At 61.6% G+C, this 25147-nt stretch carries 27 protein-coding genes; 3 read left to right on the forward strand and 24 right to left on the reverse strand.

Translation table 11 applies throughout. From position 1 onward, the window contains the following. Positions 1-14: 14 nt before the first annotated feature. The 5 genes from phnF to GPL81_RS09250 form a co-directional block, all read right to left on the reverse strand. A complete protein-coding gene (gene phnF, locus GPL81_RS09230) occupies positions 15-719 on the reverse strand; it encodes a phosphonate metabolism transcriptional regulator PhnF (protein WP_160106490.1) in 705 nt (234 codons plus the stop codon). A gap of 37 nt (positions 720-756) precedes the next feature. Further along, positions 757-1539: a phosphonate ABC transporter, permease protein PhnE gene (phnE, locus tag GPL81_RS09235; protein WP_160106491.1), complete on the reverse strand. Its 783-nt coding sequence runs from the start codon at positions 1537-1539 to the stop codon at positions 757-759. 138 nt (positions 1540-1677) lie between these two features. Next, the gene (gene phnD, locus GPL81_RS09240) at positions 1678-2688 is read right to left on the reverse strand and encodes a phosphonate ABC transporter substrate-binding protein (RefSeq protein WP_160106492.1); all 1011 of its coding nucleotides are present in this window, start codon (positions 2686-2688) and stop codon (positions 1678-1680) included. Between the two features lie 43 nt (positions 2689-2731). Then, entirely contained in the window at positions 2732-3565 is an 834-nt protein-coding gene (gene phnC, locus GPL81_RS09245; RefSeq protein WP_096509598.1) for a phosphonate ABC transporter ATP-binding protein, read from the reverse strand. Positions 3566-3807: 242 nt separating this feature from the next. After that, positions 3808-4704 (reverse strand): LysR family transcriptional regulator, encoded by an 897-nt coding sequence (locus GPL81_RS09250; protein WP_160106493.1) that lies wholly within the window; start codon positions 4702-4704, stop codon positions 3808-3810. A gap of 208 nt (positions 4705-4912) precedes the next feature. Here GPL81_RS09250 and GPL81_RS09255 point away from each other — a divergent pair, with 208 nt between their 5' ends. Next, complete coding sequence (locus GPL81_RS09255) at positions 4913-6061, forward strand: MFS transporter (RefSeq protein WP_160106494.1); 1149 nt, start codon at positions 4913-4915, stop codon at positions 6059-6061. Positions 6062-6717: 656 nt separating this feature from the next. Here GPL81_RS09255 and GPL81_RS09260 read toward each other — a convergent pair. The 10 genes from GPL81_RS09260 to ccmA form a co-directional block, all read right to left on the reverse strand. Further along, a complete protein-coding gene (locus GPL81_RS09260) occupies positions 6718-7122 on the reverse strand; it encodes a hypothetical protein (RefSeq protein WP_096509596.1) in 405 nt (134 codons plus the stop codon). Between the two features lie 14 nt (positions 7123-7136). After that, positions 7137-8339, reverse strand: a complete 1203-nt coding sequence (gene ccmI / locus GPL81_RS09265) for a c-type cytochrome biogenesis protein CcmI (protein ID WP_160106495.1) — start codon at positions 8337-8339, stop codon at positions 7137-7139. Next, positions 8336-8806, reverse strand: coding sequence for a cytochrome c-type biogenesis protein (locus tag GPL81_RS09270; RefSeq protein ID WP_160106496.1), 471 nt, complete (start codon positions 8804-8806; stop codon positions 8336-8338). The genes ccmI and GPL81_RS09270 overlap by 4 nt, the downstream gene beginning before the upstream one ends. Next, a complete protein-coding gene (locus GPL81_RS09275) occupies positions 8803-9339 on the reverse strand; it encodes a DsbE family thiol:disulfide interchange protein (RefSeq protein WP_160106497.1) in 537 nt (178 codons plus the stop codon). Before GPL81_RS09275 ends, GPL81_RS09270 begins: the two co-directional genes overlap by 4 nt. After that, the gene (locus GPL81_RS09280; RefSeq protein WP_160106498.1) at positions 9336-11324 is read right to left on the reverse strand and encodes a heme lyase CcmF/NrfE family subunit; all 1989 of its coding nucleotides are present in this window, start codon (positions 11322-11324) and stop codon (positions 9336-9338) included. Before GPL81_RS09280 ends, GPL81_RS09275 begins: the two co-directional genes overlap by 4 nt. A gap of 3 nt (positions 11325-11327) precedes the next feature. Next, positions 11328-11783: a cytochrome c maturation protein CcmE gene (gene ccmE, locus GPL81_RS09285; RefSeq protein WP_096509591.1), complete on the reverse strand. Its 456-nt coding sequence runs from the start codon at positions 11781-11783 to the stop codon at positions 11328-11330. After that, positions 11780-11956 (reverse strand): heme exporter protein CcmD, encoded by a 177-nt coding sequence (ccmD, locus tag GPL81_RS09290; RefSeq protein ID WP_057398391.1) that lies wholly within the window; start codon positions 11954-11956, stop codon positions 11780-11782. Before ccmD ends, ccmE begins: the two co-directional genes overlap by 4 nt. Further along, positions 11953-12708, reverse strand: coding sequence for a heme ABC transporter permease (locus tag GPL81_RS09295; protein WP_160106499.1), 756 nt, complete (start codon positions 12706-12708; stop codon positions 11953-11955). The genes ccmD and GPL81_RS09295 overlap by 4 nt, the downstream gene beginning before the upstream one ends. A gap of 81 nt (positions 12709-12789) precedes the next feature. Further along, on the reverse strand, positions 12790-13458 hold the full coding sequence (gene ccmB, locus GPL81_RS09300) for a heme exporter protein CcmB (RefSeq protein WP_160106627.1): 669 nt from the start codon (positions 13456-13458) through the stop codon (positions 12790-12792). Next, the gene (gene ccmA / locus GPL81_RS09305; RefSeq protein ID WP_160106500.1) at positions 13455-14090 is read right to left on the reverse strand and encodes a cytochrome c biogenesis heme-transporting ATPase CcmA; all 636 of its coding nucleotides are present in this window, start codon (positions 14088-14090) and stop codon (positions 13455-13457) included. Before ccmA ends, ccmB begins: the two co-directional genes overlap by 4 nt. 196 nt (positions 14091-14286) lie before the next feature. On the opposite strand from ccmA, the gene fliK reads away from it, so the two are divergent. Both fliK and GPL81_RS09315 read left to right on the forward strand, forming a co-directional pair. Further along, positions 14287-15861: a flagellar hook-length control protein FliK gene (fliK, locus tag GPL81_RS09310; protein ID WP_160106501.1), complete on the forward strand. Its 1575-nt coding sequence runs from the start codon at positions 14287-14289 to the stop codon at positions 15859-15861. Continuing rightward, positions 15858-16187 carry an EscU/YscU/HrcU family type III secretion system export apparatus switch protein gene (locus GPL81_RS09315; protein ID WP_160106502.1) on the forward strand — a complete coding sequence of 110 codons (330 nt, stop codon included), beginning with the start codon at positions 15858-15860 and terminating at the stop codon, positions 16185-16187. The genes fliK and GPL81_RS09315 overlap by 4 nt, the downstream gene beginning before the upstream one ends. Positions 16188-16450: 263 nt before the next feature. On the opposite strand, the gene GPL81_RS09320 is transcribed toward GPL81_RS09315, so the two are convergent. The 9 genes from GPL81_RS09320 to GPL81_RS09360 all read right to left on the reverse strand — a co-directional run bounded on the left by GPL81_RS09320 (position 16451) and on the right by GPL81_RS09360 (position 25140). Then, positions 16451-16843, reverse strand: a complete 393-nt coding sequence (locus GPL81_RS09320) for a DUF2802 domain-containing protein (RefSeq protein ID WP_160106503.1) — start codon at positions 16841-16843, stop codon at positions 16451-16453. Beyond that, on the reverse strand, positions 16844-17329 hold the full coding sequence (locus GPL81_RS09325; protein WP_007980742.1) for a chemotaxis protein CheW: 486 nt from the start codon (positions 17327-17329) through the stop codon (positions 16844-16846). It abuts the gene before it with no gap. A gap of 85 nt (positions 17330-17414) precedes the next feature. After that, positions 17415-18347, reverse strand: coding sequence for a CheW domain-containing protein (locus tag GPL81_RS09330; protein ID WP_160106504.1), 933 nt, complete (start codon positions 18345-18347; stop codon positions 17415-17417). 27 nt (positions 18348-18374) lie between these two features. Further along, positions 18375-19163, reverse strand: coding sequence for a ParA family protein (locus tag GPL81_RS09335; protein ID WP_096509583.1), 789 nt, complete (start codon positions 19161-19163; stop codon positions 18375-18377). 48 nt (positions 19164-19211) lie between these two features. Then, positions 19212-20102, reverse strand: coding sequence for a flagellar motor protein MotD (gene motD, locus GPL81_RS09340; RefSeq protein ID WP_160106505.1), 891 nt, complete (start codon positions 20100-20102; stop codon positions 19212-19214). A 12-nt stretch (positions 20103-20114) separates the two neighbouring features. Beyond that, the gene (locus GPL81_RS09345; RefSeq protein ID WP_160106506.1) at positions 20115-20855 is read right to left on the reverse strand and encodes a flagellar motor protein; all 741 of its coding nucleotides are present in this window, start codon (positions 20853-20855) and stop codon (positions 20115-20117) included. Continuing rightward, entirely contained in the window at positions 20855-21979 is a 1125-nt protein-coding gene (locus GPL81_RS09350; protein ID WP_160106507.1) for a protein-glutamate methylesterase/protein-glutamine glutaminase, read from the reverse strand. Before GPL81_RS09350 ends, GPL81_RS09345 begins: the two co-directional genes overlap by 1 nt. Before the next feature lie 50 nt (positions 21980-22029). Continuing rightward, positions 22030-24297, reverse strand: a complete 2268-nt coding sequence (locus tag GPL81_RS09355; protein WP_160106508.1) for a chemotaxis protein CheA — start codon at positions 24295-24297, stop codon at positions 22030-22032. A 54-nt stretch (positions 24298-24351) separates the two neighbouring features. Beyond that, positions 24352-25140 carry a protein phosphatase CheZ gene (locus tag GPL81_RS09360; RefSeq protein ID WP_096509578.1) on the reverse strand — a complete coding sequence of 263 codons (789 nt, stop codon included), beginning with the start codon at positions 25138-25140 and terminating at the stop codon, positions 24352-24354. Positions 25141-25147: the final 7 nt, after the last annotated feature.

The following is a 25147-nucleotide window of genomic DNA, read 5'->3' on the forward strand; positions in this document are numbered from 1 at the left end:
CGGTTGGTTCTCCATCAGGTGATGACCTGGTACTGGAAGCGATCCGAGCGGCTGGTGGACTGCGCGAGCTCCACCGCACGGCCGTCGCGATCGCGGGAAAGGGTGAACACACTCAGCGCCGGCAAGTGCCGGGGCATCATCAGCAGCGCGGCTTCTTCGCGGTTGGGCAAGCGGGCGCCGATCAGGCTCTGGGTGCGGGTCAGCGGCAGATCGCGTTCACTGAGGTACTGACGCAGGGAGCCGCCGGTGTAGTCCGCCAGCAACGGTGCGTGGCTGGCGCAGTAGCGATGGCGGATCAGGCTGACCGGTTGCCCGTCGAGCTTGCGCAAGGTCTGCAATTCGATCATCGGTGCCATCTCGGCAAGCCCCAGATGCTGCGCTTCTTCACGGCTGGCGAAGCAGTAACGGCGCTTGAGCAACACCGCCTCGACACCCAGCCCCTGGGCGGACAACGACTGGCTGTAGGCACTGTCGGCAGCCATCGGATAAATCAACGGGCGCTCCAACACCTGGGTGCCCTTGCCCTGGCGGCGCAGCAGGCTGCCTTCGAACACCAGTTCATCGATGGCGCGGCGCAGGGTGTGGCGGTTGACGCCGAAGCGCTCGGCCAGTTGAACCTCGGCTGGCAGGAAGTCTCCAGCGCTGTAGTCCGCCAGTTCCCGGCGCAGGATGTCGGCCAGTTCGCGGTACACCGGTTCGTCTTGTCTAGACAACTGCATGCTTAAAAAAAAGCGCCCTGGGGCACCCCTCCGAAGATCAGATGAACTGCTTGCGCAGGCGTTGCGACAGGATGTCGATCAGGCTGACGACGACGATGATCACCAGCAGCACGGCGCAGGTTTGAACGAACTGAAAGGCGCGGATGTTCTCCCAGAGGATCACGCCGATGCCGCCGGCACCGACCATTCCCACCACCGTCGCCGAACGCACGTTGGCTTCGAAGCGGTACAGCGCATAGGAAACCCACAGCGGCATCACTTGTGGAATCACACCGTAGATCACCTCTTGCAAGGCGCTGGCACCGGTGGCGCGAACGCCTTCGACGGGACCTGGATCAATCGCTTCCACCGCTTCGGCGAACAGCTTGGCGAGTACGCCAGTGGTGCTGATCCACAGCGCCAGGACACCGGCGAACGGCCCGAGCCCCACCGCCACCACGAACAACATGGCAAAGACCATTTCGTTGATTGAACGGAAGGCGTCCATCACCCGGCGCAACGGTTGGTGAATCCACCAGGGGGTGATGTTTTCCGAGCAGAGAATGCCCAGCGGCACCGAGCAGACAATCGCCAGCACCGTGCCCCAGAGGGCGATTTGCACGGTGACGATCATTTCCTTGAGGTAGGCGCGCCATTCATGGAAGTCCGGCGGGAAGAAATCCGCGGCGAAAGTCGCCATGTTTCCCGAATCGCGGTACAGCGCCAGCGGGTTCATTTCGGCGCCGTGCCAGGCCCAGGCCAGCAGGACCAGAAACAGCCCCCAACCGGCGTATTGCGGCCAGGTACGCTTGCCGACAGCTTCAGCGTGGAAAGTGGTCATAAGGGTTCTCTAAATATGCCTGGTACAAAAACCTGTAGGAGCGAGCCTGCTCGCGATGGTCGTCAACGATGACGCGGGAAACCGGGATATATGCGGTGCCCTTACGTTCATCGCGAGCAGGCTCGCTCCTACAGGGGGTTAGCCGTTGGTTGCGGTCTTTTTGTCAGTCTTCTCGAGCAAGGTGATGCGCTCTTGCAGCTTGGCCAGCTCGGCATCGATGTCGGCGAGTTTCTTCGCCTTGTCCGCCGCTTCGAGCTTGGTGTCGGCACTGATCGTGGTGCGCTGCTTGAACAACTCAAGCTGACGGATCGGCAGCAGCTGGTCGTCGCTGGATTTCAGGAACTTGCCCAGTTGCATGCCCGCGAGCACGGCTTTCTCGGAATCGGTGTCGCCGTAGCTGAAGATGAAATCGCGGATCTTCTGCTTCTCGCTGTCGCTCAGGGCTTTGCTCCACACCAGCGGGTCGGCGGGGATCAGCGGCGATTTCCAGATCACCTTGAGCATCGCCGCCTTGTCAGGCTGGGTGACTTCCAGGCGATCCCAGCTTTCGGTGTTGAAGGTCGCCACGTCCAGTTGCCCCTTGGCCACGCTCAAGGCGTTGACCTCATGGCTGGAGTTGAGGGTGCGTTTGAACGCGGTGGCCGCATCGACGTTGTTCTTGGCGAACACGTAGTAGCCCGGCACCAGATAGCCCGAGGTGGAGTTCGGGTCGCCATTGCCGAAGGTCAGGTTCTTGGCGTTTTTCAGCATGTCGTCGACGGAGTTGATCGGGCTGTCCTTGCGCGCGATCAACACGCTCCAGTAGCCGGCAGCGCCACTGGCGGCCGCGGTCTGGGCGAAGACTTCGCCGTTGGAACGGTCCACCGCTTCAATGGCGGCCTTGTTGCCCAGCCAGGCGACGTCAACCTTGTGGAAGCGCATGCCCTGGATCAGGCCGGCATAGTCGGAGGCGAAGGTGGCGTTGATTTTCAGGCCGGTTTTTTTCTGCATGTCATCGAGAAACGGCTGCCAGATACTCTTGAGGTTCTGCGATGACTCGGTGGACATGATGCCGAAGTTGATGGCTTTTTCTTCAGCCTGGGCGGTGCCCAGTACACAGGTGGCGAGCAATGCTGCGCCAGCAAAAACGCGACCGATACGGTTCAACATGGAAAGGTTTCCTGAGGGTGAACGGTTGGGAATCGAGGGGTGTTTACGCGCGCGCCAATACCAGCCGGGGCGCGGCTTCGGCGGTGCGAATCTGGTCGGAACACATCAGGCTGGTGTCGATGTCGGCACCGTACAAATCATTGAGGAACTGACTGCTCAACTCGGCGGCGCGGCCATCGAAATGAATGCGTCCGCCCTTGAGCGCCACGGCACGCGGGCAATAGCGCGTGGCGTAGTCGACTTGATGCAGGGTGACGACCACGGTCTTGCCGTCCCGGCGGTTGATATCGGCGAGGATCTCCATGACCTTGCGCGCCGACTCCGGGTCGAGCGAGGCAATCGGCTCATCCGCCAGAATCACTTCGGCACGCTGGGTCAGCGCCCGGGCAATCGCCACGCGCTGCTGCTGGCCGCCGGACAGGGTCGAGGCGCGCTGCGCTGCCAGATCGGCCAGGCCGACGCGATCCAGCGACTCCAGGGCAAACTGTTTTTCCTCGGCATTGAACAGGCACAAATTGCCGCGCCAGCGTGGCATGCGGCCCAGGCAACCGAGCAGCACGTTGTCGAGTACGCTCAGGCGATTGACCAGGTTGAACTGCTGGAAGATGTAGCCGATATCGGCCCGCAAGCGCCGCACCTTGCCATTGAGCCGTCCGCTGGCCTGCACTTCCCGCCCCAGCACCTTGACGCTGCCGCCGTTGTTGCGATCGCAACAGGCCAGGCCCGCGAGATGCCGCAGCAAGGTGGATTTGCCGGAGCCGGACGCGCCGATCAGCGCGACCATCTCACCGGACGCGATGGTCAGCTCGAGGTCGACCAATGCGGTTTTACGCGCAAAGGTCTTGTTCAGATGATCGACATGGATAGCTGCGTTCATGGGCTTCTCTGTCTGGTTGAACGGCCGTCCGTGGCCGTATTTGAGTTCAACCGACTTTAGGCACGGGGCATGTCAGCCCTATGACTCGCACATGTCGCTGGATTAACTATTTGATGAAGGTTTTGTGAAAGGTTGAGACGTGCCCCCTGTAGGAGCGAGCCTGCTCGCGATGGAGGCCAACGATGACGCGTGCTGCCTGAATGCGCGCGTTGTCCGGACGACCATCGCGAGCAGGCTCGCTCCTACAGGGAAACGCGCGCCCGCAAACGCGGCGCTACAAAATCAAGAAATGCACGCAGCTTCAGTGGCAACGGGGTTTGCCCCTTATGCACGAGGCTGACCGGCAAGGGCGACGACTCGTAGGGCTCGAGCACTACCCTCAGGGCGTCTTTGCCAAGGGCGTCTGCAACCTGATAGGACAACACCCGTATCACGCCCACCCCAAGCATCGCCGCATCGATGGCCGCTTCCGCCGTATTGACGGCCAGCCGCGAACGAACCCGCACGGACGTCTGCGATTTGCCCGTCTCGAACACCCAGGCGCCGACAGACTCGAGGACCTCGAAGGTAATGCAGGCGTGTTCGGCCAGATCCGCAGGCCGGGTGGGCACACCATGGGTCGCCAGATAATCCGGGCTTGCGCAGACTACGCGGCGCACCGCTCCCACCTGCGTGGCCATGAGCGAACTGTCGGGCAAATCGCCAATACGCACCGCGGCGTCGCAGTGTTCTTCCATCAGATGCACCACGCGATCGGTGAGCATCAGGTTGATCTCGATCTCGGGATAGTGCGCAAGAAATTCGGCAACCACCGGCACCAGATGCAAGCGTCCGAACACCACCGGCGCCGTAATCACCAGCTCACCTTTGGGCGAGGCGTATTCGCCGGTCGCCATGCGCTCGGCTTCACCGATGTCCTCAAGAATGCGCCGGCACGCCGCCACATAAGAAGCGCCGGCTTCGGTCAGTGACAGTTGCCGGGTGGTGCGATGCAGCAAGCGGGTATTGAGGTGCGACTCCAGCTCCGCCACTTTGCGGCTGACGGTGGCCAGCGGCATGCCGAGCCTGCGCGCGGCGCCCGACAGACTGCCGGCATCGACCACGGCGATCAGTACAGACATGGATTCAAGGCGGTTCATGGCGCTCTATCAAATTATGGAAGGATGATTCCCGATCCTAGGGGATTATCTACATTTATGCGAATGCGTAAGGTGGGGCACTCAACTCCCGCGCGCGATATCCCGTCGCACCTGCCGGAAGCCAACCCTGGAGAGTGCCGTGAGCGCCCTGCCCCTATCCTCCGAAAGCACAACAGCACCCGCGCTGGCGTCACGCGGGAAGATCATCATGATGGCGATCATCGCTGGCGCGGTGATCACCAACATTTACTGCACCCAACCGATCCTGCCGTTGATTGCGTCGGACTTGGGCCTGGACCTGACGACAGTCGATCTGGTGGCCGGCGCGGCGCTGCTGGGTTTCGCCACCGGGCTGGCGCTGCTGCTGCCCATGGGCGACCGTTTTGATCGGCGCAAACTGGTGCTCGGTCAGATTGCCCTGGCCTTCTGCTTCGCCATTGCGGCAGCCGTCTCGCCCAGTGTCGGTACGTTGATTGCCGCGTCCTTCGGCCTCGGCATCGTCAGTTGCGTGCCCCAGCAGTTGGTGCCTTTCGCTGCGGTCATGTCAAAGCCCAGCGAGCGTGGGCGTAACGTCGGCACGGTGGTCAGCGGCATCATGGTCGGCATCCTGCTCGGGCGCACCATCGCCGGTGTGGTGGGTGAGACCTTGGGTTGGCGTGCGGTGTATGGCGTGGAAGCGGCGTTCATGATTCCGGTGTGGTTCGCTGCGGCTGCACTGCTGCCGCAAGGCGTGCCGAGCACCAATCTGTCCTACCCGCGTCTGCTCGCTTCGCTATGGCCGCTGATGCGTGACAATGCGCCGATTCGCCAGTCGATGATCGTCCAGGCGCTGTTGTGGGCCTGCTTCAATGCGTTTTGGGTGAACCTGGCGGCGCTGCTGGCCCACGGTCCCTGGCAGTTGAACAGTGCCTGGGCAGGCGGCTTCGGCATCATCGGCGCCGCCGGTGCGCTGGCTGCGTCGCTCGGCGGTCGCGCTACCGACCGGTTAGGCTCGCGCAGTGTTATCGGCGCCAGTATCGGTATTGTCACGCTGGCCTACCTGCTGCTTTCCGGTGCGCAAACCTCGATGGCATTGTTGGTGCTCGGCGTGATCGTGCTGGATATCGGTGTGCAGTCGGGACTGGTGTCTAATCAGACTCGCGCGTTTGCGGTGGATCCGAAAGCACAGGGCCGCATCAATAGCCTGTACATGACGGCGACGTTCTTTGGTGGGGCGGTGGGTGCGGCGGTCAGCGGCTGGTTGATGACGCGCTATGGTTGGTCCGGCATCGTGGTTTTTGGTGTCGTCCTCGGGCTCATTGCACTGGCCATCCACTGGATCGGCGCGCCTCGCCAGGCAGCCGCAAAGTCGACCTGATTTTTGCGGCTGCAACCAATCCCTTGTGGGAGCTGGCTCGCCAGCGATGACTTAATGTCAGGCGATGCATTTCTTGATGGTGTACATATCCATTCCTGCGATAACGGCCACTTATGGTTCCGCTCTTACAGCGGGTCACTTGGAAATCGGAACGCCGCCCGGCCCCAAGTAACCAAACGCTCTTGCCCCACCACTCGGTGCCTCGCTTAGGCTCGGCATGCCCTCTCTCCGGCATTGCTCCGTGGGTCGCCGCGATGGGCCGTCCCTGGCCCAGCGCGGCTAAACCGGCGTCCTGCCGGTTTCCCCACTGCGCAACGCCTGCGTTCGGCCAGCGTGGTTTAATGGGGCGCCCAGATCAAAAACCAAGCGAGGCGGCCTGACAGCCGACCTGACTTTGGCAAATGCCCCGATCCCCTGTAGGAGCGAGCCTGCTCGCGATGGGCGTCAACGATAACGCGTGCTGTCTGGATGAACGCGTTGCCTGGGCGTCCATCGCTGGCAAGCCAGCTCAGGGGATCGAGTACATCCCCGAAACTCAGGTCGGCTCATAGGCCGCCTCGCCAGCAAGCCGGCTCCTACAGACATCTGCTGCAAGCAAGGTTGAGCGGTGTTTCTGTGCCCACAAAAAAGGCGACCCTCGAAGGTCGCCTTTTGCGTTACTGCCCGAACTGTCGCCCCAGACCGCCCGGCACGCCGTGAATATCGGTCTCTTCCCACGGTCCTTTCGGGCTGATCGACCGGCTCCAGCCGTTATCCCAGCGGTAATAGGTCCGCTGGCGATAGAAGGTATTGGGCTGATCGTCGAGCACATAGACCCCCAGTTTCGGGTCCCAATGGCTGTTGCCCCCCGGTGGCGGCGCGAAGCTCGCGGAGGTGCGCGGCAGCGGTTTGGCGGGTTTGGCCGGGATGCCCGGTTTGCTCGGACTGGGCGAGGTAGACGGCGTGGGTTTGGGCTGCGAAGGCGGAATCGGCGGCAGGTGCGTCGACTCGGGCTGTTGGACCGCACAAGCGCTCAGCCCCAAAACAACGCTGAGCAAAGTGATACGAGCAATGGCGGTCATGGTGGCGTTTCCTGTCATTTGTCCGGGCTGTCGATGGTCAGTGTTTGCGGCGCGGTGGTGCTGCTGGCCAGTGGCTGGCTGCGACCGATCCACTCACCTGCTGTCGGTTTGCCAGCACGGGAGATGCGCGCAACCAGTTGGACTTCAGGAAAGTTCGACAGTTTCAATTGCGGCATCATCGCATCGGCATCGCCCAGTTCGACGGTGGCCGGCAGGTCGGCCACGGTCAGGCGCTTGGCCGCCAGGGGTGCAGGTGGGCCGGAAGTGGCGCGGGCGAAAATGAACACGCTGTCACCGGGCTGGACCTTGGCCTTGAGGTCGGCCGCCAGATCCACCTGGACCTTGAGCAACGCGCCCGCCTTGGCCACCGGTGCCGGGGCCACCTTGCCACCGCTGGCCAGCAGTTTTTCGGTAGCACGGGCAATACCGCCCTGCAGTGCGATGCGGGATTGGTCTTCCGGTGGCAATTGCTCCAGCAGGCGATTCCAGTAATCGATCGCCTCCTGATAACGCTGGCCTTCGAACGCTGCGATACCCAGAAGACCGAGGCTGGTGACTTCCTTGGGATCGGCTTTCAACGCTTCATCGGTCAGTGCCTGAGTCTTGTCCGACCACTGCTTGCCATCGGCGAAGTACTGGGCCTGGGCCCATTGTCCCAACAGTTCAGGCTGGCGCCCGGCCAGGTTGACGGTTCTTTCGAAGACCTTCGCCGCGTCGGCGGGACGATCCTGAGTCATGTAGGTGCGCCCCAGGAAGTACAGGGCCTCGGCGGAGTCCGGCTGCGCCGCGACCGCACGCTCCAGGCGCCGGGTCATCTCTTCCATCGACTGTGGCGCCTGGGCGAATTCCCGGGTCAACTCGACTTTGTCACTGGCACCAAAATGCAGGTACAAGCCCAGGCCCAACACCGGGACGAGGATCGCCGCCAGCAACGGCGCCGGCTTGCCCAGTCGTGATACCCGTGGCGCAGCAACGCCTTCGGTATCGGCGAGCAACTCACGGGCGGCTTCGGCGCGACCGGCGTCCATTTGCGCGGCATCGAGAACGCCTTCTTCCTGCTGAGTCTGCAACTCAGCCACGCGTTCCTGATACAGCGCCACGTTCAGGGCAGTACGATCCTCTTCGAGCTGGGCGCGACGACTGCGCAGGACGGGGATCAGCAGAAAACTCAGGGCCACCAGAAGCAGCAAACCTGCAGCGAGCCAGAAATCAATCATTCTTGGTTTTTATCCAACAGGTGGTCGAGGCGCTCGCGCTCCTCGGCAGAAAGCGAGCCCGGGGTGCTGACGCGTTGTACGCGACGGCGGCGGACAATCACCGCGATGATCACAAAACCGCCCAGCAGCAGGCCGGCGGGACCGAACCAGAGCAATGCGGTCTTGGCATTGAGGGCCGGTTTGTAGCGGACGAAATCACCGTAGCGATCGACCATGAAGTCGATGATCTGCTGGTTGTCCTTGCCCTCGCCGAGCATGCGGTAAATCTCTTTGCGCAGGTCGGCGGCAATGGGCGCATTGGAGTCGGCGATGTCCTGGTTCTGACACTTGGGGCAACGCAGCTCCTTGGTCAATTCACGAAAACGCTCGCGATCACCTTCCTTGGCAAACTCATAGGTATCGATGGCCGCATGCGCCACCCCGGCCATGCTCAAGCCCAACACAACAGCGGCGAGCCAGCGCTTCATGGTTTGACCTCATCGACCAGTGCCTGATATTTGGCCGCCAGTTTTTCCCGCCAGACCTGTTCGTCGATCACCCCGACGAACTTGTCGCGGATGATGCCCTTGGCGTCGATGAAGAAGGTTTCCGGTGCGCCGTACACGCCGAGGTTCAGGCCCAGGGTGCCTTGATCGTCGCGGATGTTCAGTTGATACGGATTGTGGAATTCGTTCAGCCACTTCAAGGCGTCGGCGTTGACGTCCTTGTAGTTGATGCCGTAGATCAGCACACCCCTTTCGGCCAGCTTGTTCAGTACCGGGTGCTCGACCCGACAGGAAATGCACCAGGTCCCCCAGACGTTGACCAGCGCCGGTTTGCCAAGGATGTCGGCGCGGGCCAGGGTCTTGTCGCCCTGCACTGCTGGCAGGGAAAACTCGGGGAAGGGTTTGCCGATCAACGCCGAGGGCAACTCGGCCGGGTCCAGGAACAGACCGCGATACAGAAAAACAGCGACCACCAGAAAAATCGCCAGTGGCAACAGCATCAACCATCGTTTCATGCAGTGGCTCCACTCATGCCCAGTGCTTCACGCACACGGCTTGTTACCTTGACCCGATAACGCCGATCCAGCGCCGCCAGCAAGCCGCCAAGGCCGGTGAGCAAGCCACCGAACCAGATCCAGCGCACGAACGGTTTGACGTGGACGCGCACCGCCCAGGCGCCATCGCCCAGCGGCTCGCCCAGGGCAACGTAGAGGTCACGGGTGAAACCGGCGTCGATCCCGGCTTCGGTCATCATCGAATTCTGCACGGTATACAGGCGTTTTTCCGGATGCAGCACGCTGACTTCCTTACCATCGCGGATCACCCGGATGGTGCCCTTGTCGGAAGTGAAGTTCGGGCCTTCGAAGTGCTTGGCGCCTTCGAACACGAAGTGGTAACCGGCCAGGTCCATGGACTCACCCGGTGCCAGGCGCAGGTCGCGCTCGGCACTGTTCTGGCTCGACAGCACCACGCCGAGGGCGCAGACCGCGATGCCCAGGTGCGCCAGCTGCATGCCCCAGTAGCTGCGGGTCAGGGTCGGCAGACCTTTGATCAGGCCTTTGTGGCGAGTCTTGTCGAAGATGTCCCGCACGCCGGCCAGCAATACCCAGGCCGCGAGCATGAAGGTTGCCAGTACCGCCCAGTTGAAATCGCCGTAAGCGACGCCGGCCACCACCGCCAGCGTAGCGCTGCCGAGCAGTACCGGGGTCAGCATGTTCATCAACCATTTCACCGGGGTGTCTTTCCAGCGCACGATCACGCCGACCGCCATCACCAGCATCAGCAACGCCATCAACGGGATGAACAGCGCGTTGAAGTACGGCGGGCCGACCGACAGTTTGGCGCCGGTCATCGCATCGAGAATCAGCGGGTACAAGGTGCCGAGCAGGATCATCGAAGCCGCCACCACCAGCACCAGGTTATTGCCCAGCAACAGGGTCTCCCGGGACCAGAGGTTGAAGCCGACCTGGCTCTTGACCACCGGCGCCCGCAGGGCGAACAGCGTCAATGATCCGCCGACCACGAACAACAGGAAAATCAGGATGAACACGCCGCGCTCGGGGTCCGAGGCGAAAGCGTGAACCGACGTCAGCACGCCGGAACGCACGAGGAAGGTACCCAAAAGGCTCAACGAAAATGCAGCGATGGCCAGCAACACGGTCCAGCTCTTGAACACCCCGCGTTTTTCCGTGACCGCCAGCGAGTGAATCAGGGCAGTGCCCACCAGCCATGGCATGAAGGAAGCGTTTTCCACCGGGTCCCAGAACCACCAGCCTCCCCAGCCGAGTTCGTAATAGGCCCACCACGAGCCAAGGGTGATGCCGATGCCGAGGAAGGCCCAGGCAACGATGGTCCACGGACGCGACCAGCGCGCCCACGCGGCATCCAGGCGTCCCCCCATCAGCGCGGCGATGGCGAAGGCGAAGGCCACCGAGAAACCGACATAACCCATGTAGAGCATCGGCGGGTGCACGATCAGGCCGATGTCTTGCAGCAGCGGATTAAGGTCAGCGCCATCGCTGGGTATTTGCGGCAGGATACGTTTGAACGGGTTGGAGGTAAGGATCAGGAACAGCAGGAAACCGGTGCTGATCATGCCCATCACTGCCAGCACCCGTGCCAGCATCACCTGCGGCAACTGGCGGGAGAACACCGACACCGCAAAAGTCCAGCCACCGAGGATCAACGCCCAGAGCAGCAGCGAACCTTCGTGGGCGCCCCAAACGGCGCTGAACTTGTAGTACCACGGCAAGGCACTGTTGGAGTTGCTGGCCACATAAGCGACGGAAAAATCGTCGGTCATGAACGCATAAGTCAGAACACCGAAAGCGAACAGCAGAAAGGCAAACTGGCCCCAGGCTGCCGGTTGGGCCAGGCTCATCCACAAACGGTCACCGCGCCAGGCACCGAGCAACGGCACCACGGCCTGAACCAGCGCAAAGCACAGCGCCAGAATCATGGCCAAATGGCCCAGCTCTGGAATGAAAATGCCGGAAGTCATCGATCAACCCTCCTTAGCGGGTGTTGGGGCGGATTGACCACTGTCTTTCAACGCCTTGGTCACTTCCGGGGGCATGTACTTCTCGTCGTGCTTGGCCAGCACTTCATCGGCCACCACCACGCCATCGGCATTGAGCTTGCCCAGGGCGACGATGCCCTGCCCTTCGCGGAACAGGTCAGGGAGTATGCCGCGATAGGTGATGGTCACGGACTTGTTGAAGTCGGTGACAATGAACTTCACGTCCAGCGAATCACTGGAACGTTGCAACGAACCTTTCTCGACCATGCCACCGGCGCGAATGCGCGTGTCCTGCGGGGCTTCGCCGTTGGCGATCTGCGTCGGCGTGTAAAACAGATTGATGTTTTGCTGCAGGGCGCTCAAGGCCAGGCCAACGGCAGCGCCGACCCCGACCAGAATCGCAAGAATGATGGTAAGACGCTTTTTACGCAGCGGATTCACTTGCCGTTCTCCCGGCGCAGACGACGCGCCTCTTGTTGCAGATAACGCTTGCGGGCCAGGATCGGCGCCGCCACGTTGAGGGCCAGCACCACCAGGCAGATGCCGTAGGCCGACCAGACATACAGGCCGTGATGGCCCATGGCGATGAAGTCGCCGAATGACGCAAAACTCATCGAGCGACCTCCAGGCTGTTCTGTACTTCGGCCTTGACCCAGCTGGCCCGCGCCTCGCGCTTGAGCACTTCCAGACGCATGCGCAGCAGCAACACCGCGCCGAAGAAACAGTAGAACCCCAGCGCCGTCAGCAGCAGCGGCAGCCACATTTCGGCAGGCATCGCCGGTTTTTCGGTGAGGGTGAAGGTCGCGCCCTGGTGCAGGGTGTTCCACCACTCCACCGAGTATTTGATGATCGGGATATTGATCACACCGACAATCGCCAGCACCGCGCAGGCCTTGGCCGCGCTGTCACGATTGCTGATGGCGTTGCCCAGCGCAATGAGACCGAAGTACAGGAACAGCAGGATCAGCATAGACGTGAGTCGTGCATCCCAGACCCACCACGAGCCCCAGGTCGGTTTGCCCCAGATCGCCCCGGTGACCAGCGCCACCGCCGTCATCCAGGCACCGATGGGCGCCGCGCATTGCAGGGCGACGTCGGCCAGTTTCATTTTCCACACCAGCCCGACGACACCGCACACGGCCAGCATCACGTAGATGGACTGCGCCAGCATGGCCGCCGGAACGTGAATATAGATGATGCGAAAGCTGTTGCCCTGCTGATAATCGGGCGGCGCAAAGGCCAGGCCCCAGATCACGCCAATGCCGATCAGCAGCAACGCTGCAATGCTCAGCCACGGCAACAGTTTGCCGCTGATGCCGTAGAACCACTTGGGTGAGCCGAGCTTATGAAACCAGGTCCAGTTCATTACTGTTTCCAATCACGGTTGCTGCCCGTTATCACGAGGCAGCCAAAGGGTCTTTACTGGTCAATTTTTAACCAGACCTCATTATTCGCCGACGCTGATCTTCAGGCCAGCGGCTATTGCAAAGGGTGTCAGGGTTATCGCCAGGGCGGTCAGGCTACCCAGCCACAACAGATAACCGGTCGCCGGCATGCCCTGCAAGGCCGCCTGCAAGGCGCCACTGCCAAGAATCAACACCGGGATGTACAACGGCAGAATCAGCAATGCCAGCAACAGGCCACCGCGCTTCAAACCGACGGTCAATGCCGCACCCACCGCACCGAGCAGGCTCAGCACCGGTGTACCGAGCAATAAGGAAAGCAGCAACACCGGCAGACAGGCGGCAGGCAAACCGAGCATCAACGCCAGCAAGGGAGCGAGCAAAACCAGTGCCAGGCCGGAAAACGACCAGTGTGCCAGCACCTTGGCCAGAACCAGAAGAGGCAGGGGGTGCGGCGAAAGGACCCACTGTTCCAGCGAGCCGTCTTCGAAATCACTGCGGAAAAGCCCGTCCAGCGAGAGCAAAACCGATAAAAGGGCCGCCACCCAGACCAGTCCCGGGGACAAGGCTTGCAACAATTGAGACTCGGGACCGACCGCCAACGGAAACAGCGAAACGACAATGGCAAAAAACACCAACGGATTCGCCAACTCCGCGGGGCGGCGGAACAACAGACGGGCCTCACGGGCGACCAACAGGCCGAACACACTCATACGGCCCATTTCCCCAGATCAATGTCGCGATAGCCAGCCGGCATGCGGCTCAGCGTGTGGTGAGTGGTCAATACCACCATGCCACCGCGTTCGCAGTGGCCGGCCAGGTGTTCTTCCAGCTGCGCCACGCCTTGCTTGTCGAGGGCGGTGAAGGGCTCATCGAGAATCCACAACGGCGGGCTATCCAGATACAAACGCGCCAAGGCGACACGACGCTGCTGGCCAGCGGACAGGGTATGGCAGGGAACATCTTCGAACCCGCGCAATCCGACAGCCGCCAGGGCCTGCCAGATCGCGTCATGGGAGGCCGGTTGATGCAGGGCACAGAGCCAGCTCAGGTTCTCCTCCGGCGTCAGCAAGTCCTTGATCCCCGCCGCATGGCCGATCCACAGCAGGTTGCGCGCCAGCTCCGTGCGCTGTTCGTTGAGTGGCTGGCCATTGAGCAACACTTGACCGGCCGTCGGGTGCATCAGCCCCGAAAGCAGACGCAACAGGCTGGTCTTGCCACTGCCATTGGGGCCGCTGATCTGTACCATTTCGCCACTGGCCAGTCTCAAATCGAGATTTTCGAAGAGCAGCCGAAGGTCTCGCTCACAGGCAAGGGCAACGGTTTGCAGGACAGGACTGGTCAAGGGTTCACGGGCCTTATCGGTTCAAGTCGGCTCTGGCGCGGCCGTTAAAGAGAGCAGAATAGTTGTATTGGCGGCTCCGACTAGAGAGCTGCGTCAAATAATTGCAATGTTTCCAGCACTCTGTATACAACGCGGCGGCATTATACATGCCATTTCCTACTCCAAAGAGCGCATTTTCCCAAGGTTGTGACCGCGTATGACAGGCGAAATCAACATCCTCCCGCTTCCGCAGACCACCCCGGCGGCCACGCGCTCGCTGGCGATCAGTGGCGAGTTGTTGAAGCTGCTGACGCCCATCGAGGGCCTGATCACCACCGGCCAGAATGCCAGGGCCGAAGTGCTGTCACTCAAGCAGGCGGATCAGACTTTTCAGCTGTTGTTGAAGGTCACTCTGGAAAGCGGGCGCCAGACCACGGTTCAGGCCACCAGCAATCTGCCGTTGGCGCAGGGAACCAGCATCGCCGTCACCCAGCCTTCGGCGGGCAATCTGGCCATCACCGTGCAACAGGCCCTCGCCTCCAGTGTTGCCACCCTCACCCGCCTCGATACCGCGCAACTGCCGGTCGGCACGCTGTTACAGGGCAAGGTGCTGACCTCCCAGGTGTTGCCGCAAGTGCCGGGGCAACCGACGGTGTTTCGCTCGATGGTCAGCCTGCTCAATACCGCCCTGAGCGGCAGCACCTTGAGCATCGACAGCCCGCAGCCGTTGCGTATCGGCACCTTGCTCAGCGCCCGGGTGCAGGACACCCAGACCTTGAAGTTCGTGCCCTTGAGCAACCGCCAGGAGCAATTGGCGGTGACCCAGCAATTGGTCAGTCAATCCAGCCGTCAGGGCTCGCTGGATGGCTTGCTCACGCTGTTGCAAAACCTGCCACCGTCTGACCAGACCTCCAGCGACTTGCGCGCGGCCGTGGACAGGCTGCTCGCTGGCCTGCCGGACGTCCAGCAACTGAGCACACCCAAAGGCCTGGCGCAGGCGCTGGCCAACAGCGGCGCCTTCCTCGAAACCAAACTGCTGACCGGTCAGAACCCCACGCTCGCACCCGACATGAAAGCCGATCTGCTGAAATTGATCGCGCAACTGACACCGGGGCTGCCGGCCAGTACCAATCTGAGTGCGATCATCGCCGCCAACACCCTGGCCCAGGCCATGCCGAGCTTCGTGCGCAATGCCCTGGGCATGCTCGGACAGGTCAGCGCCAAACCCTCACCGACCGACTTCCCATTGCCCGAGCGCCTGCTGCAAAGCGCCGAAGGCGAAGACGATCTCGAACACCTGCTGCGTCTGGCGGCGGCAGCGGTTTCACGCTTGCAGAGCCATCAACTGTCTAGCCTGGAGCAGAGCGGCGTGACCAGTGACGGTCGCCTGATGAGCACCTGGCAACTGGAAATCCCGATGCGCAACCTGCAGGACATCGTGCCGTTGCAGATCAAATTCCAGCGCGAAGAAGCGCCAGAGAAAGAACAGCAACATGAACGTCGCGACGAGCAAGAGCCCAGGCAACAACTGTGGCGTGTCGAGCTGGCGTTCGACATGGAGCCGCTGGGGCCGATGCAGATTCAGGCACAGCTGATCAAGGGCAGCCTGTCCAGCCAGTTATGGGCTGAACGGCCGTACACCGCCAGCCTGATCGAAAACAACCTGGCCACACTGCGCCAACGCCTGCTGGCATCGGGCCTGAACGTCGGCGATCTCGATTGCCATCACGGCAAACCACCCCAAGGCCCGCAAACCCGTCTTGAACAACGCTGGGTCGACGAAACCGCATGAAAAACCCCAACGCCCCACGCCAGGCCATCGCCCTCCAATACGACGGCACCCACGCCCCTACCCTTACCGCCAAGGGTGATGAAGAACTGGCTGAAGAAATCCTGCGAATCGCCCGCGACTACGAAGTGCCGATCTACGAAAACGCCGAGCTGGTGAAGCTGCTGGCGCGCATGGAGCTGGGGGACAGCATTCCGGAGGAGTTGTACCGCACGATCGCGGAGATCATCGCGTTTGCGTGGAATTTGAAGGGCAAGTTTCCGGCGGGGCAGGATCCGGATGCGCCCGTGCTCGAGAAAGACATCACCGATCGCGGGGATGACTATTGAGGTTTCGAGGACGCCTTCGCGAGCAAGCTTTGCTCCCACGGGATTGAGGTGTTCGCGGATTATGTGAACACCACCAATCTGTAGGAGCAAAGCTTGCCCGCGATGAGGCCGGTACATTCAACATAGACGGCGCCTGATACACCGCCATCGCGAGCAGGCTCGCTCCCACAGGGGATTGGCGGTGATCACAGATTCTGTGTCCACCCCGATCCATTGTAGGAGCGAGCCTGCTCGCGATGGCGATTTCAGCCGAACTGCAACATTCAGTTCCTGTGAAGCTTACTCATCAACTCCGCCTCAGCCTGGGTCAAGCCGCAGGACTGGGTCAGTTCGTCGACGCTGGCGCCCATGCCCACCAGTCGCGCCGCCTGGGCGAACGACAGGCTGGTAGGGTCGCGTTGTTCCACGCGGGCGAGCCGGTCCGGCAACGGCGCGACGATCGCGCGCAGTTCGTGCAGGTCTTCACCCATGCGCACATTGCCGTTCTGGTAGTCATCGACCCGTTTTGCCAGGTCCTTGATGCGCTGATCACGCAGCGCATCTCCCTGGGCCTGTTGCGCGGCGATCTTGCGTTGATCGCGAATGTACGCCAGAAACATCGCCAGCGTGCCTGCCCAGAACAGGAACAGGACAATGACCGCAACCTCGAGAATCAATCAGATACTCTCCAGTTCCGACCATTCTTCTTCGCTCATCATCTTGTCCAGTTCGACCAGGATCAGCAGTTCGTTGTTCTTGTTGCACACGCCTTGAATGAACTTGGCGGACTCTTCATTACCGACGTTCGGCGCGGTTTCGATTTCCGACTGACGCAGGTAAACCACTTCGGCCACGCTGTCGACCATGATCCCGACCACCTGTTTGTCGGCTTCGATGATGACGATACGGGTGTTGTCGCTGATTTCGGCATTCATCAGGCCGAAGCGCTGACGGGTGTCGATCACGGTGACCACGTTACCGCGCAGGTTGATGATGCCCAGCACGTAGCTCGGGGCACCCGGCACCGGGGCGATTTCGGTGTAGCGCAGGACTTCCTGAACGCGCATCACGTTGATGCCGTAGGTTTCGTTGTCCAGCTTGAAGGTTACCCATTGCAGGATCGGATCTTCGGACCCTTTTGCCGCCGTCGCCTTATCATTCATACCCTGACCCCTCGAAAAACCGCCGTGGCGGTGTGTGTTCTGTGCTGCGGCATTTGAATGCCGTCGCGTGTTTGTTGTGCAGTGTTCATTTCAACTTTGGGGCGGGCTTGCTGCCGCCCATGTGCTTTGCCCCACCGCTGGCGATCAACTCGGCCAATTCGGATACGTCGAGCAACGCACACATGTGTTCAATCACCGTGCCGGCCAGCCATGGCCGTTGACCACGATGGCTGCGCCACTTGATTTCGTTCGGGTCCAGGCGCAACGAGCGGCTGACCTGATGCACCGCCAGCCCCCACTCGTAGCCCTGAACGGAAATGACGTATTGCAGGCCCTGGCGGAAGTCATCGCGATAACGGTCGGGCATGACCCAACGCGCGGTGTCCAGAACCTTCAGGTTGCCCGCCTGGCTCGGCAGGATGCCGAGGAACCACTCCGGCTGGCCGAACAGCGGCGTGAGCTCATGGCCGGCCAAAGGATAAATCGACCCCAGGCACACCAGCGGCACCGCCAGCGTCAATCCGGCAACATCGAACAACAGGCATTCGAACGGTTCGGCTGCCCAGGCTGGACGACCGTCGGTTTCCACCGGTGGCGGCGTGTTGGCGGGTGGCAGGTGAACCTCGACCACCGGAAGCACCAGCGCTTGGTGAACTTCGACAACCGCTGGCTCCGGTGCTGACTCCACCTCGGCGGGTGGAGGCACCAGCGCTTGCAGCAACGGAGCGATGGTCGATACCGGCGCCAGGACAGGTGCCGGTGCTTCGACTACGACAACGGGTGTCTTCGCTACCGGCGTGACCGCTGGAGCGGGAGCGGCCACGGCTTTCTGCGCATCCCGGGCCTGTTCTTCGAGCACTGCCGCCTGGAATTCGTCCAGCGCGGCTTCGACCTCGACCACCTGGGGAGGCGCTTCGACTGAGGGTGCAAACTCCTCGGTGATGTCCTGCAGCAAGCTTTCCAGATAAGACTGAAGCGCCAGTTGCGGGCGGGAAGTGGTTTTCAATGGCCGGTTCATGTGCGCACCCCACGGCTATGGCTCATCTCACGCCACCTGCGGAACGAGTTGTGCCGCCAGCAGATGCTTGAGCAACGCACGATAGGCGAGTACGCCGCGGCTCTTGCCGTCGAATTGCGAAGGCGTCAGCCCCGCACGGCTGGCATCGCGCAGGCGCGTGTCCACGGGAATGTAGCCCTGCCAGATCTCTTCCGGAAACTTGTCGCGCAGCACCCGCAGTGTGCCGAGGGACGCCTGCGTGCGCCGGTCGAACAGGGTGGGCACGATGGTGAACGGCAAGGCCTGCTTGCGTGAACGGTTGATCATCGCCAGGGTGTTGACCATGCGTTCCAGGCCCTTGACCGCCAGGTGTTCGGTCTGCACCGGGATCACCAATTGCTGGCTTGCCGCCAGGGCATTGACCATCAGCACGCCGAGCAACGGCGGGCTGTCGATCACCGCGTAATCGAAGTCCTGCCACAACTGCGCCAGGCTCTTGGCGATCACCAGGCCCAGGCCACTCTGGCCTGGCGACTGGCGCTCAAGGGTGGCCAGCGCGGTGCTCGATGGCAGCAGGGAAATGCGTTCGTCGCTGGTGGACAGCAGCAATTGCCCAGGCAGGCCTTGCGGCACGCTGCCCTTGTGCAGGAACAGGTCGTAGTTGCTGTGTTCCAGGCTGTCGGGGTCGTAGCCGAAGTAGCTGGTCATCGAGCCGTGGGGGTCCAGATCGACCACGACCACGCGCTTGCCCGCCTCGGCCAGCAAACCGGCTAAAGCGATGGAGGAAGTGGTTTTACCGACACCACCCTTTTGATTGGCGACTGCCCAGACTCTCATTCGGATTGTTCCACCCGGCCAACCATAAGGAATCGGCCGAGAAATTGCTCAACGTGTTAATGCCGGTGACGGAGAATTGACGGCGCTCTCTCGTACCGGCGACTTGACCTGGGTCGGTGCAGTTTGTGTGCCAGCACGCTTCAAAGCGGCATCCGGTGTGGTATGGGCGGTTCCGGTCCCGGTCAGGCTGCGGCGCACGTCAAGATTGCGTGACACCACCAGCACCACGCGACGGTTGCGCGCCCGCCCTTCGGCCGTAGCGTTGTTGGCCACCGGCTGGAACTCGCCGTAGCCGACCGACGCCAGACGACCGGGGTTCACCCCCTGCATCGCCAGCATGCGCACGATGCTCGCCGAGCGGGCCGACGACAGTTCCCAGTTGGTCGGGTACTGCGCGGTACGAATAGGCTGATCGTCGGTAAAACCTTCGACGTGGATCGGGTTGTCGAACGGCTTCAGAATGGCCGCGACCTTATCGATGATGTTGAACGCGATGTCGCTGGGCATGGCATCGCCGCTGCCGAACAACAGGCTGGAATTGAGTTCGATCTCGACCCACAACTCATTGCCACGCACGGTCATCTGATTCGAGCTGATCAGGTCGCCGAACGCCGCGCTGATGTCGTCGGCAATGCTTTTCAGCGGATCGCTGGCTCCGGCGATACCGGCGTCGACCTGCTCGGCATCCTTGACCAGCGGCTTGGCCGGGGTCACGGTCTTCGGGCGCTCGTCACCGATCGGGATCGGCTTGAGGGCGCGTTCGGTGTCGGAGAAGACCCCGATCAGCGCCTCGGAAATGATCTTGTACTTGCCTTCGTTGACCGAGGAGATCGAGTACATCACCACGAAAAACGCGAAGAGCAAGGTGATGAAGTCGGCATAGGAAACCAGCCAACGTTCATGGTTTACATGCTCTTCATGCTGGCGACGACGTGCCATGAGGTTATTCCCTTAATCCATGAAGCCCTGAAGCTTCAACTCAATGGAGCGAGGGTTTTCACCTTCGGCGATCGACAGGATGCCTTCGAGCAACATTTCGCGATAACGCGACTGGCGCAGCGCAACGGATTTGAGTTTGGCGGCAATCGGCAGCAGCACCAGGTTGGCACTGGCCACGCCATAGATGGTGGCGACGAAGGCCACGGCAATGCCGCTGCCCAGTTGCGATGGATCGCCGAGGTTGCCCATGACATGGATCAGGCCCATCACCGCACCGATGATGCCGATGGTCGGCGCATAACCGCCCATGCTTTCGAAAACCTTGGCCGCTTCGACGTCACGGCTTTCCTGGGTGTAGAAATCCACTTCCAGAATACTGCGGATGGCTTCGGGTTCGGCGCCGTCCACCAGCAGTTGCAAGCCTTTGCGCGAGTAGCTGTCCGGCTCGGTGTCGGCCACCCCTTCCAGCCCGAGCAAGCCTTCCTTGCGTGCGGTCAGGCTCCAGTTGACGACGCGATCGATGCCGCCGGCCAGGTCGACACGCGGTGGAAACAGAATCCACGCCAGTATCTGCATGGCCCGCTTGAAGGCGCTCATCGGCGATTGCAGCAACGCCGCGCCGATGGTCCCGCCGAGTACGATCAAGGCTGCCGGGCCGTTGGCCAGCGCCCCGAGGTGCCCACCTTCAAGGTAGTTGCCGCCGATGATGGCGACAAACGCCATGATGATGCCGATAAGGCTGAGAACATCCATCAGATACAGGCCTCGACCAGGTGCTTGCCGATGTCGTCCAGGCTGTACACCGCGTCGGCGAGCTCGGCTTTGACGATGGCCATCGGCATGCCGTAGATCACGCAGCTGGCTTCATCCTGGGCCCAGATCGAACTGCCGCCCTGTTTCAACAGGCGCGCGCCTTCGCGGCCGTCGGCGCCCATGCCGGTCAACACCACCGCCAGAACTTTGTCACCGTAGGTTTTCGCCGCCGAACCGAAGGTGATGTCCACGCACGGTTTGTAGTTCAAACGCTCGTCGCCCGGCAGGATTTTCACCGCGCCACGACCGTCGATCATCATTTGCTTGCCACCCGGTGCCAGCAACGCCAGGCCCGGACGCAGGATGTCGCCGTCCTCGGCTTCCTTGACGCTGATGCGACACAGTTTGTCCAGACGCTCGGCGAAGGCCTTGGTGAAGGCTGCCGGCATGTGCTGGATCAGCACGATCGGTGCCGGGAAGTTGGCCGGCAATTGAGTCAGTACCCGCTGCAGGGCAACCGGGCCACCCGTGGATGTGCCGATGGCCACCAGTTTGTAGGCTTTGCGCTTGGGTGCCGGCGACGAGGGTGCGGCGGCGTGAATACGCGCCGGGATCGGCGCCGGACGCACAGGCGCGCTACCGCCATAACTGCCGAGGCTGGAAGGCGCAGGTGCTGGTGCAGGAGCCGCTACAGGCGCCGGGGCACTGTAGGCGCTGACACGACGGTTGCTGCGCGCGATGCTGAGAATCTTCTCGCACAGCAGTTGCTTGACCTTCTCGGGGTTGCGCGAGATGTCTTCGAAATTCTTCGGCAGGAAGTCCACCGCACCGGCGTCCAGCGCATCGAGGGTCACCCGGGCGCCTTCGTGGGTCAGCGAGGAAAACATCAAGACCGGGGTCGGGCAGCGCTGCATGATGTGCCGCACCGCCGTGATGCCGTCCATCATCGGCATCTCGTAGTCCATGGTGATCACGTCCGGCTTGAGGGCCAGCGCCTGATCGATCGCCTCTTTTCCGTTGGTCGCCGTGCCGACGACCTGGATATTCGAATCCGCTGAAAGAATTTCCGAGACGCGGCGGCGGAAAAACCCCGAATCGTCCACCACCAGGACCTTGACTGCCATAAACACTCCGTTAGACGCAGCGGGGTATCAGTCGCCCCGCTGCGCCAGAATCAAATACGCCGTGTGGCGTAACGCTTGAGCATGCTCGGAACATCGAGAATCAGCGCAATGCGACCGTCACCCGTAATGGTGGCGCCCGACATGCCCGGGGTTCCCTGGAGCATTTTGCCCAATGGCTTGATGACCACTTCTTCCTGACCCACCAGTTGATCGACGACAAAGCCGATCCGCTGGGTGCCCACCGAAAGGATCACCACATGGCCTTCGCGCTGCTCTTCGTGAGCGGCGGAGCTGACCAGCCAGCGCTTGAGGTAGAACAACGGCAGCGCCTTGTCCCGCACGATCACCACTTCCTGGCCATCCACCACGTTGGTGGTCGACAGGTCGAGGTGGAAGATCTCGTTGACGTTCACCAGCGGGAACGCGAACGCCTGGTTGCCGAGCATGACCATCAGGGTCGGCATGATCGCCAGGGTCAACGGCACCTTGATGACGATCTTCGAACCCTGGCCCTTGGCGGAGAAAATGTTGATCGAGCCGTTGAGCTGGGAAATCTTGGTTTTCACCACGTCCATGCCCACGCCACGACCCGACACGTCGGAGATCTCGGTCTTGGTCGAGAAGCCCGGGGCGAAAATCAGGTTGTAGCACTCGGTGTCGCTCAGGCGGTCGGCCGCGTCCTTGTCCATCACACCGCGTTTTACCGCGATGGAACGCAGGACGTTCGGGTCCATGCCTTTACCGTCATCGGAGATCGACAGCAGGATATGGTCGCCTTCCTGCTCTGCCGCCAGGATGACCTTGCCGCCACGGGCCTTGCCCGAGGCTTCGCGCTCTTCCGGCGACTCGATGCCGTGGTCGACCGCGTTGCGCACCAAGTGGACCAGCGGATCGGCCAGGGCCTCGACGAGGTTCTTGTCGAGGTCGGTTTCTTCGCCGACCAGTTCCAGAATGATTTCTTTCTTAAGCTGGCGAGCCAGGTCGCGAACCAGGCGCGGGAAGCGCCCGAACACTTTCTTGATCGGTTGCATCCGGGTCTTCATGACCGCGGTCTGCAGGTCGGCCGTGACCACGTCGAGGTTCGACACGGCCTTGGACATGGCTTCGTCGCCACTGTTGAGTCCCAGGCGTACCAGACGGTTACGCACCAGTACCAGTTCGCCGACCATGTTCATGATTTCATCGAGACGCGCGGTATCGACCCGCACGGTGGTCTCGGCTTCGCTGGCCGGCTTTTCCGCTGGCGGTGCCGCCTGGGCACGCGCGGGTGCCGGAGCGGCAGCTGCCGCCGGAGCTTCGGCTTTCGGCTCGGGTGCCTTGGCCGCAGGTGCAGGCGCTGCTGCCTTGGCGACAGGTGCCGCCACCGGAGTGCTGGCGCCGGTGACGGCTCCCGATGCGCTGCCGACTTCGGTGAATTTGCCTTTGCCGTGCAATTCGTCGAGCAGCGATTCGAATTCGTGATCGGTAATCAGGTCGCTACCGGCTGCGGCGGCCGTTGGCGCAGCAGGCGTCGGCACCGAAGCAATCGCCGATTCCAGAGCTTCCACGGCAAAGTTGCCCTTGCCATGCAATTGGTCGAGCAGCGCTTCGAATTCGTCGTCAGTAATGTCGGAGCTGTCGCCCGCAGCTTTCGGTGCTGGCGGCGCGGCAGGTGCCGAAGGGGCCACCACCGCATCCACGGCGAACTGGCCTTTTCCGTGCAACTGGTCGAGCAACGACTCGAACTCGGCATCGGTGATTTCGTCGCTGGCAACGCCATCGGCGGCAGGTGCTGGAACAGCCGCCGGCGCCTCGGCCTGAGCCTTGACGGCGTTCAGCGAGTCCAGCAGTTGTTCGAATTCATTGTCGGTGATGTCACCCGATTCGCTTTGTGCGACAGGCTCTTCAATCACCTCGGCAACAGGCGCAGGTGCAGCCTCGTCAGCCGTTTGCGGCTCGGCCAGACGGGCCAATGCCGCGAGCAATTCAGGTGTGGCAGCCGTGATCGGGCTGCGCTCGCGGACTTCGCTGAACATGCTGTTCACCGCGTCCAGTGCTTCGAGAACCACGTCCATCAGTTCCGAATCGACGCGACGCTCACCCTTGCGCAGGATGTCGAACACGTTCTCGGCGATGTGGCAGCACTCCACCAGCTCGTTGAGCTGGAGGAAGCCGGCGCCCCCTTTTACAGTGTGAAAACCGCGAAAAATTGCATTGAGCAAGTCCGCATCATCCGGACGGCTTTCCAGCTCGACCAGTTGCTCGGACAGTTGCTCTAGAATCTCGCCGGCCTCAACCAGGAAATCCTGAAGGATCTCTTCATCGGCGCCGAAGCTCATTAATGGTGTGCTCCTAACAGGTTTAAAAACCCAAAAAACCTAAAATTCCAAACCCTAAAAACCCAGGCTGGATAGCAAATCGTCCACATCGTCCTGACCGGACACAACGTCTTCTCTTTTATCGGCATGAATCTGCGGACCTTCACCCTGAGAGAGATGTTTTTGTGGATCTTTTTCGGCAAGCATCGCATCACGGTCGTGTTCGATGCCCGCAAAGCGGTCCACCTGGCTGGCCATGAGTACGAGCTTGAGCAGGTTGCTTTCAACTTCGGTGACCAGTTGGGTCACACGCTTGATCACTTGACCTGTGAGGTCCTGATAATCCTGGGCAAGCAGGATGTCATTGAGATTGCTCGACACCGCGCGGCCGTCCTCGGCACTGCGTGTCAGGAAGCCGTCGACCCGGCGCGCCAGTTCGCGGAACTCTTCAGCCCCGACTTCGCGACGCATGAACCGTCCCCAGTCGGTGCTCAGGGCCTGGGCTTCTTCGCTCAGGCGACTGACCAGCGGCGTGGCGTTTTCCACCAGGTCCATGGTGCGGTTGGCCGCGGCCTCGGTCAGCTTGACCACATACCCCAGACGCTCGGTGGCATCGGTGATCTGTGACACTTCCTCGGCTTGCGGCATGTGCGGGTCAATCTGGAAATTGACGATCGCGCTGTGCAACTCGCGGGTGAGCTTGCCCACTTCCTGATACAGGCCGCGGTCACGGGTCTGGTTGAGCTCATGGATCAATTGCACAGCATCGCCGAACCTGCCTTTTTCAAGGCTCGCGACCAGTTCGACGGCGTGTTTTTTCAAGGTCGATTCAAAATCGCCCTGCGAAGATTCGTTATGCCCCATAGCTCCC

Origin of the sequence: Pseudomonas izuensis, from assembly GCF_009861505.1 — a bacterium.
Taxonomy (GTDB): Bacteria; Pseudomonadota; Gammaproteobacteria; order Pseudomonadales; family Pseudomonadaceae; genus Aquipseudomonas; species Aquipseudomonas izuensis.

Excerpts from the sequence above, each read along its gene's own strand:
- GPL81_RS09250 (WP_160106493.1), bottom strand. The coding sequence starts at position 4,704 with ATGAACCGCCTTGAATCCATGTCTGTACTGATCGCCGTGGTCGATGCC.
- GPL81_RS09330 (WP_160106504.1), bottom strand. The coding sequence starts at position 18,347 with ATGAACCGGCCATTGAAAACCACTTCCCGCCCGCAACTGGCGCTTCAG.
- ccmI (WP_160106495.1), bottom strand. The coding sequence starts at position 8,339 with ATGATTGATTTCTGGCTCGCTGCAGGTTTGCTGCTTCTGGTGGCCCTG.
- phnE (WP_160106491.1), bottom strand. The coding sequence starts at position 1,539 with ATGACCACTTTCCACGCTGAAGCTGTCGGCAAGCGTACCTGGCCGCAA.
- phnD (WP_160106492.1), bottom strand. The coding sequence starts at position 2,688 with ATGTTGAACCGTATCGGTCGCGTTTTTGCTGGCGCAGCATTGCTCGCC.
- phnC (WP_096509598.1), bottom strand. The coding sequence starts at position 3,565 with ATGAACGCAGCTATCCATGTCGATCATCTGAACAAGACCTTTGCGCGT.
- GPL81_RS09315 (WP_160106502.1), top strand. The coding sequence starts at position 15,858 with ATGAAAAACCCCAACGCCCCACGCCAGGCCATCGCCCTCCAATACGAC.
- ccmD (WP_057398391.1), bottom strand. The coding sequence starts at position 11,956 with ATGAGTTTTGCGTCATTCGGCGACTTCATCGCCATGGGCCATCACGGC.
- GPL81_RS09295 (WP_160106499.1), bottom strand. The coding sequence starts at position 12,708 with ATGAACTGGACCTGGTTTCATAAGCTCGGCTCACCCAAGTGGTTCTAC.
- GPL81_RS09325 (WP_007980742.1), bottom strand. The coding sequence starts at position 17,329 with ATGAATGATAAGGCGACGGCGGCAAAAGGGTCCGAAGATCCGATCCTG.
- GPL81_RS09335 (WP_096509583.1), bottom strand. The coding sequence starts at position 19,163 with ATGAGAGTCTGGGCAGTCGCCAATCAAAAGGGTGGTGTCGGTAAAACC.
- GPL81_RS09275 (WP_160106497.1), bottom strand. The coding sequence starts at position 9,339 with ATGAAACGATGGTTGATGCTGTTGCCACTGGCGATTTTTCTGGTGGTC.
- GPL81_RS09345 (WP_160106506.1), bottom strand. The coding sequence starts at position 20,855 with ATGGATGTTCTCAGCCTTATCGGCATCATCATGGCGTTTGTCGCCATC.
- GPL81_RS09270 (WP_160106496.1), bottom strand. The coding sequence starts at position 8,806 with ATGAAGCGCTGGCTCGCCGCTGTTGTGTTGGGCTTGAGCATGGCCGGG.
- GPL81_RS09350 (WP_160106507.1), bottom strand. The coding sequence starts at position 21,979 with ATGGCAGTCAAGGTCCTGGTGGTGGACGATTCGGGGTTTTTCCGCCGC.
- GPL81_RS09260 (WP_096509596.1), bottom strand. The coding sequence starts at position 7,122 with ATGACCGCCATTGCTCGTATCACTTTGCTCAGCGTTGTTTTGGGGCTG.
- GPL81_RS09280 (WP_160106498.1), bottom strand. The coding sequence starts at position 11,324 with ATGACTTCCGGCATTTTCATTCCAGAGCTGGGCCATTTGGCCATGATT.
- ccmB (WP_160106627.1), bottom strand. The coding sequence starts at position 13,458 with ATGAGTGTGTTCGGCCTGTTGGTCGCCCGTGAGGCCCGTCTGTTGTTC.
- fliK (WP_160106501.1), top strand. The coding sequence starts at position 14,287 with ATGACAGGCGAAATCAACATCCTCCCGCTTCCGCAGACCACCCCGGCG.
- GPL81_RS09360 (WP_096509578.1), bottom strand. The coding sequence starts at position 25,140 with ATGGGGCATAACGAATCTTCGCAGGGCGATTTTGAATCGACCTTGAAA.
- GPL81_RS09255 (WP_160106494.1), top strand. The coding sequence starts at position 4,913 with ATGATGGCGATCATCGCTGGCGCGGTGATCACCAACATTTACTGCACC.
- phnF (WP_160106490.1), bottom strand. The coding sequence starts at position 719 with ATGCAGTTGTCTAGACAAGACGAACCGGTGTACCGCGAACTGGCCGAC.
- GPL81_RS09355 (WP_160106508.1), bottom strand. The coding sequence starts at position 24,297 with ATGAGCTTCGGCGCCGATGAAGAGATCCTTCAGGATTTCCTGGTTGAG.
- motD (WP_160106505.1), bottom strand. The coding sequence starts at position 20,102 with ATGGCACGTCGTCGCCAGCATGAAGAGCATGTAAACCATGAACGTTGG.